The sequence below is a fragment of the Cyanobacterium sp. T60_A2020_053 genome, from assembly GCA_015272165.1.
GTDB lineage: Bacteria > Cyanobacteriota > Cyanobacteriia > Cyanobacteriales > Cyanobacteriaceae > Cyanobacterium.
On the sequence record JACYMF010000076.1, the window covers coordinates 20,760 to 28,021 of the forward strand.

Sequence of the window (7,262 nt, forward strand, 5' to 3'; positions counted from 1 at the left end):
ATTCTTAAAGCTGAAACTCAATTTAGTAAGGGGTATCATTTTTATTTTTTAGCCAGAAATATCGGATTTTCAAGTAAAGAATTAAGGAAAATTCAGTTAATAGTAGAAGAAAATCAAACAAATTTTTTATATCAAGTCCGTTTGATCAGCCGAAGGCTGCCGCTGCGCGAACACTTATAAATCAATCCAACATAATCTTAGTTCAATTTATTGAACGGGATAATGTTAGCCGTGTAATTCATTACACGGTGGGGAAATTGCGAAGATACCATCTATTTATAACGGATTATCCGAACTTGATATTAGAGGTATAGAATGAGTATTTTTTCTGACATAAAAGTTAAAAACGTTGTAATTGATAATAATAATTTATCGGTAGAAATAATGGATGGAAGAACCATAAAAGTACCTTTAGTTTGGTATCCTCGCCTATTAAGAGCTAATATTGAACAATTAAATCAGTGGCAAATTTGCGGGGGCGGTTACGGTATTCATTGGGAAGAAATAGACGAAGATATTAGTATCGAAGGTTTATTAAGGGGTTCACCATCTCCTGATTTTTATAAAAATACGATTAGTCAAATATAGCTTTTCATCAATTTAATATAATATTAAGTTTTTAAAGTTAAAACTAAATTTTGCTTACCTTCTCCTAACGACTTAAATGCAAACTAGCTTATTTAAAACATATTTTACCGATTTACCCTATGTTTCGTTTGACGACTTAAATTTTTTGCCACATTGTAGCGGTATTTATTTTGCTTATGATTCCAAAAATATTATCCACTATATTGGTCAAGCAAAAAATATACAGCAAAGATGGAAAACCCATCATCGAAAATACCAACTAGAAGAAATTAATCAAAAATACCCCGTAAAAATAGCTTGGTTAATGTGGAGTGAAGATGATTTAGATTTAGCTGAAAAATATTTTATAGACTTGTATAAACCATTATTAAATAACACAAAAGTAATAAGCCCTAATCTTATACCTTCCGAAATTACTTTTAAAATCTTACTAAGCAAAATAGCTAAAAAAATCTATTTAATAGGACAAAAAAAATCAACTCAAAATTCTCTAACTACTATTTATCTTAAATATGATGCCACCAATACAACAGCTAAAGGTGCGGCGGCTGTTATTAAAAATTTTAAAAAAGAAAATAAAGATAAATATTTAAAAATTAAATGGCAAAAATATAATACTATAACTTCTGGTATTATTAATAGAATTGGTAGTCGAGAACATAGACAACAGGGAAAAGAAAATCGTGCTTATAATAATCATTGGCAAATATTTTGTAATGGTGTTGTTATCGATATAACTCCACAAAGAGGGATATATCAGCTTGATTTTTTAGAAACAAAATGTATGCCTTATAGATTAGCTGGAATAAAAACGAGAGCAATATTAGAAAATAATTTTTTAGAAATGATTAATCATCCTCATTATTGTTCTATAGTTAGAGGGCTAGACTCCATTTGTCCTTTAGAGATTAATCTTGATCCAATTCCTTTACTGTGGAAAAATTGGCAAAAATCTTAACAATTACTTATTATCAATTAAGTTACAAAGCCCTCGTAAGTTATCTAAAATTTTGAGTTAATTTTTGGTTAAAATTGATCATTTTAACCGATATAATTGTTTATATTTTGGACAATAAACTTCAACTGCGGAATAGGTAATCGCACTAGCAATAGATGCTATTTCTGGGGGCTGATCGCGATTGATATTACCTTGCAGAATACTATAAAAACTAGGACTATCTCCTTGTGAGAAATACTCACCAACTAAAGATGTTGTGTGTATTAAAAATGCTATATATTCTCCTGCATTTTCTTTTAATTCCTGCTCTGAAATATTGAATTGATTGGCTATAGGAAATTCTTGTTTCATAAACTGACAAAATACTTGTCCTGTCTGTATGGCTTTCACGTCGCCACCATAACTGTCAAAAACTTCTTTTGTTAAATCTAAAGAGTTTTGGGATTGTACATTCTCATCAAAATAATTATTTATTGCTTGTAAAAATTTTAGATTTTTACGAATATTTGTTATCAAAAATAAAAATAAAATACTGCTAAATATTATACAGATAAAAGCAAATTTGTTATTTAAAAAACCTATTTTAGAGAGATTATTGTTTCCTTTGTTGATATGATTAAAAGAATTTGTATTAGTAGTAAAATTTTTTCCCTTCAATTCATTATATTTCCTAAAATCTGATTCTGCCCTTTGAAAAAAACCTTGTTTTTCTAAAATTGTTCCTCTGTAAAAATAAGCATCAGCAAAATTTGGGTCTATTTTTATTGCTTTACTAAAATAATTTAATGCTTCTTCCCAATCTTCATTTTCAGCACACAGCACACCTAATCTATAATAATTTTTTTGTTTGCTCATGATTATTCATCACTATTAACTAATATTCGGTGTATTTAATTGAGCCTTGAATAAAATCGCACTAATTAACAAAATTGTATCATAGATAGATTACTGTTTAATCTTGTCAATTTAAATACTTGATCTTAATATACTAAAACATACAGAAATAAAGGTAAGACTTTTTCCCTAGTAGAGCAAGGGAAAAGAATAGATAATTAACGAGTAAAGTTACTAACTAACCACAATAAAAAGAAAGTAATAAAACTCACAAATTGTTCAGAAGAAAAATTAATCATTAAACCAGAATTAACCAGTAAATTAAAAATAAGAGAACTAAATAAAACCCCTACCACAAAAGAAGCAAAAGTTAAACCTACAGCGCGCCAAAACCGACCATTTTTTCTTAGTAAAATCACACAACTGGTAGCCACTCCCAAAGTTAATAAGAGAGGTAAAGTTTGGGGGTCTTGACTAAAAAGACTAATCCCAGTTAAAACAGTAAAAATACTACCACTCACTGCAATTTCTTTAACTGTAGGCTGATCGACTACATTTTGTAACCATGGGGGAGTTTGAGCATTTATACGGGGGTAATTGGGAGATAGTTTGGGGGCAGGGGTGACTTTCTCTGGGAAGCGAATTTGTTCAGGTACTTTAATTTTACCTTCTTGTCTTAGGCGCAAACGCTCCATGATAATAGCATCATAAGCCATATCAATAGTTTCTAACAGTTTCGTCTCTCCTTCATGCAGTCTTTCTAAGTTTTGTTTTGCGGTTTGGATTTCTTCAAAAGATGCAGATTCCGTTACTCCTAGTGTTTCATAAGGACTGAAATCACCCATTAGCGCTCCTTAGCCTCCATTTTTGTTTTTATATTATATCTTACATCATCTTAATCTTTGTTCACCTCAATTTTTTAATAAATCAATAATTACTTTGGACTTTTTGAGGATTTATAATAGAAATCGACTGTATTCGGGCGCTTATGCCTAAAATACGTTAGAAAAATGCTATTTTTTGAAAAATTTTAATATGTTCGAGGTTTTTGATAACTTTCACAACAAACAATAAGATTGCTAATCGACAGTTACACTAATGGATGATCAACATAATATCTTAGAAAGATTATACTCTCAGGAATTAATTATTAATATTCCCCAAAATGATTTAATTATCGCTACAGAAAACAAAATTAAGCAAATTAAATCTTACAGTAATAACATAAATATTATCGCTATTTGCGAGGAAAATCCCCTTGAATTTACCAGCGCCCTCCTCGCTAGTATAATCACTCAGTCTTGTGTATTTCTTTTAAATCCCCATTGGCAAGAAAAAGAATTAGTACAAGTAACAAAAATCATCACACCAGAAATTATCTTTGACAGTCAAAATAAATTAAAATCACTAAATTGGCTACAATATCATGGATTAAAACCTAAGTTTGCAGGGATAATGATTCCTACGGGAGGCACATCAGGAAAAATCAAATTTGCCATTCATACTTGGGAAAGTTTAACCGCTTCTGCTGAAAGTTTTAAAAGATTTTGGCACATAGAAAATATTAACTCCTTTTGTTGTTTACCCCTTTATCATGTTAGCGGTTTAATGCAAATTGTTAGATCATTTTATAGTAAAGGAAAAATAGTTATTACATCTTATCAAGATATAAAAAAAGCAACTCAAATTAATTATATTTATGATGATTTTTTTATATCTCTTGTGCCAACTCAATTAAAATTTATTTTAGAGAATCAATCACAATGGTTAAAACATTTTCAAACAATTTTAGTAGGGGGAAGTGCTACCTCTGAAACATTAAAAGATAGTTGTCGTCATCAGCAAATTAATCTAGCTTTAACCTACGGTATGACAGAAACAGCGTCAGGAATTACTATTTTAAAACCTGATGATTTTTTAGCTGGAAATAATAGTAATGGTCAATGTTTACCCCATGCTCAAATTTTGATACAAAAACATTTATCAACCGAAAAAACTGGAGTAGTTGCGATAAAATCTACTTCTCTTTTTCAAGGATATTATCCTCAACGAAAAAAGATTAAAGTATTTATTACTGATGATATTGGTCATCAAGATTCACAACAATATTTACATATAATAGGTAGAAATAATCAGAAAATAATTACTGGAGGAGAAAATGTTTATCCTTTGGAAATTGAGCAAGTTATCTTCGCAACTAAGTTAGTCAAAGATGTGGTTGTTTTTGCTACAAAAGATGATTATTGGGGAGAAGTTATTACTGCTGTTTATACTCCTATTACTAATAGTATTAAGAATGAAGAAATTAAAAATAAAATTAAAGATAAAATATCAGGTTATAAAATACCTAAATTATGGTATAACTGTGATAAAATCATTTACAATAATCAAGGCAAAATAGATATTAAATGGTTAGAAAAATTTGTTAAAAATGGTGACGGGCGCTGATAAATATGCTTATTGTTAATGGTTATTTGTTTTAGCACAAAGGAGATAAGACATAACTATATTAAATGGAGATAATTTCCAAGCAAAAATTTGTTAAAATAAATAAACTTATCAAAAACTGAAAAAGAAAAATATCATGGCTACAACTATGGATGATGTGTGGGAAATTTTAGCGGAAGTGAGCAAAAAACAAAATGAATTAGTGGTTTCTCAACAAGAAACAGAGCGACGTTTTCAAGAAACAAATCAACGTTTTCAAGAAACAGAGCGTATTCTCAAAGAAGAATCATTGAAAACAGAGCAACTCTTTCAAGAAACAGACAGGCGTATGCAAAAAACGGATTTGCAAATTAGTAGATTAAGTAAAGAAATTGGTGCGTTGGGCGGGCGCTGGGGGCGCTTTGTGGAAAATATGGTAGCGCCCTCCTGCGAAAGTTTATTCATTAATCGTGGTATTCCTGTACATCAAGTGAGTCAAAGAGTTAAGAAAAAATTAGCTAATAAAATTCTGGAAATTGATATTTTAGTTACTAATGAAAATCATATTTTAGCGGTGGAAGTTAAAAGCAGTTTAAGTGTAGAAGATGTGAAAGAATTTATCATAGATTTACGAGAATTTAAGGAATTTTTTCCCGAATATAAAGATAAAGAATTATACGGAGCAGTAGCAGGAATAGAAATGGAGGGGGGCGCTCATAAATATGCTTATCGTCAAGGGCTATTTGTTTTAGCACAAACGGGAGAAAATATAACTATTTTAAACGGAGATAATTTTCAACCAAAAAGTTGGTAGAATGATTTAAAAATTGTTGAAATAAATTTGCTAGTTAAAATATTTTGTGGAGATACTAAATAGGGGGTGTTGAAAAAGCGGTGTTGTGAGGGCAATGAATTATTATCACCCCTTTTGCCTCTTGCCTTCTGTGATAAGATAATTTTCAAAAAGAACATAGAATTACAATATGTTAGAACTACTAAGTTTATTTTTTGCTCCTCCCTTAACTCTATCATCGGAGCAAATTATCGCTCAAACTCCCATAATTAGACCATTAAATGGAGAATTAAATCAAATTCCCGTCTTTAATAGCAATAGCCCCGAATTAGTTTTAGCAGAAGGTATTTTGTTATCCACTTTCCCCCAAGAAGGGAAAAAACATCCCAGCGCCCATCTCCCTTATACTTTTGAGGGTCGATTTGATATTTTTGCGCACCATGTGGCAAAAGCAGTGACACCAGACGATACTAGAACTCTTTACTTAGGTGTAATTGCTCACAATCCCAGCGATAAACCAGTTAACTTAAATATTTTGACGGGCGCTACCTACCTCAGTCAGCCCGATGCCCCCTTTGTCAAATTGCCACCCCAAATCGAAAGTCGCACCGCCTTCGCAGGTCCCGGCAGTCGAGTCATGGGAGACATCTTACAACGGAAAAGACAAGATATTTTCCCTCCCCTCTTGACGATACCCCCTCAAAGTAGTAGGATGATATTATCATTGCCTATTCCAGTACAAAATCTTGAGCCAAAACTCAACGGGCGCTCTAGTTATGTACAAATTAACAGCGATGGGAAAGTACATTTAGCTAGTTTAGCCATGTATGGAGAAGGGGAAGATAATCCCCCTAGCCTTTCTCAATGGGAAGAATTGCTACGGAATGGAAATATATCAAGCCCTAGAGATCGAGCGCCCTCCGCCCCCAACAGTGGCGGAAATATTATTTACGGACGAGTGGCTGGAGTTGCCATCGGTAATGAGTGGAAGGCTGACTTATTAGACTCCCCTGACAGTCGTATTTTAACCATTCCTAAAGCAGATCAAAAATTTGTTTATCCCCTCAGTAGCTTAGTGGGAGGCACATTTGGCACAGGGCAAATTCAAACAGCGCCCCTCGACGTGCGCTATGATGACACGGCTTACAGCGCCCATGGCAACTACGGAGTTAAATATAATCTCACTTTACCCCTGAGTAATCCCCACAATACACCGAAAACCGTGAAAATAAATATTTCTACACCATTGAAAACTGATGCACCTACCATCGAATATGGCGAATTTAATCAGGTGTTTTTTCGGGGCATGGTGCAAGTAAAGTATAACGATGAGCAAAATATACCCCGTTGGCGTTATTTTCACTTAGTACAAACCAGAGGGCAACAGGGAGAAGATTTACTCACTCTAACTTTACCTCCTGAGAGTAACCGCTTGGTATCAGTAGAGTTTCTTTACCCTCCCGATGCTACTCCTCCCCAAGTTTTGACTATCACCACCAATCCCTCTTAGGGAGGAAGGGGAGAAGGGGAGAAAGGGTGAAAGGGTGAAAGGGTGAAAGGGTGAAAGGGTGAAAGGGTGAAAGGGAAGCAGAGGAAGATAATTAATTATTCATAATTCATAATTCATAATTCATAATTCATAATTCATAATTCATAATTCAT

The 7,262-nt window shown here is 32.6% G+C and carries 7 protein-coding genes; 5 read left to right on the plus strand and 2 right to left on the minus strand.

Annotation, left to right across the window (positions count from 1 at the left end; all coding sequences use genetic code 11):
- Positions 1–315: 315 nt before the first annotated feature.
- Positions 316–588, plus strand: coding sequence for a DUF2442 domain-containing protein (locus tag IGQ45_10740; GenBank protein ID MBF2057667.1), 273 nt, complete (start codon positions 316–318; stop codon positions 586–588).
- 76 nt (positions 589–664) lie between these two features.
- A complete protein-coding gene (locus tag IGQ45_10745; GenBank protein ID MBF2057668.1) occupies positions 665–1,546 on the plus strand; it encodes a GIY-YIG nuclease family protein in 882 nt (293 codons plus the stop codon).
- Positions 1,547–1,624: 78 nt separating this feature from the next.
- Here IGQ45_10745 and IGQ45_10750 read toward each other — a convergent pair whose 3' ends face one another.
- Together IGQ45_10750 and IGQ45_10755 are read right to left on the minus strand one after the other, a co-directional pair.
- Complete coding sequence (locus tag IGQ45_10750; GenBank protein ID MBF2057669.1) at positions 1,625–2,401, minus strand: tetratricopeptide repeat protein; 777 nt, start codon at positions 2,399–2,401, stop codon at positions 1,625–1,627.
- Positions 2,402–2,598: 197 nt separating this feature from the next.
- A complete protein-coding gene (locus IGQ45_10755; protein ID MBF2057670.1) occupies positions 2,599–3,225 on the minus strand; it encodes a CPP1-like family protein in 627 nt (208 codons plus the stop codon).
- 253 nt (positions 3,226–3,478) lie between these two features.
- Here IGQ45_10755 and IGQ45_10760 point away from each other — a divergent pair, with 253 nt between their 5' ends.
- The 3 genes from IGQ45_10760 to IGQ45_10770 all read left to right on the plus strand — a co-directional run bounded on the left by IGQ45_10760 (position 3,479) and on the right by IGQ45_10770 (position 7,110).
- On the plus strand, positions 3,479–4,828 hold the full coding sequence (locus tag IGQ45_10760; GenBank protein ID MBF2057671.1) for an AMP-binding protein: 1,350 nt from the start codon (positions 3,479–3,481) through the stop codon (positions 4,826–4,828).
- Positions 4,829–4,964: 136 nt separating this feature from the next.
- Positions 4,965–5,621, plus strand: coding sequence for a DUF3782 domain-containing protein (locus tag IGQ45_10765; GenBank protein MBF2057672.1), 657 nt, complete (start codon positions 4,965–4,967; stop codon positions 5,619–5,621).
- Between the two features lie 169 nt (positions 5,622–5,790).
- Complete coding sequence (locus IGQ45_10770) at positions 5,791–7,110, plus strand: DUF3370 domain-containing protein (protein ID MBF2057673.1); 1,320 nt, start codon at positions 5,791–5,793, stop codon at positions 7,108–7,110.
- Positions 7,111–7,262 lie beyond the last annotated feature (152 nt).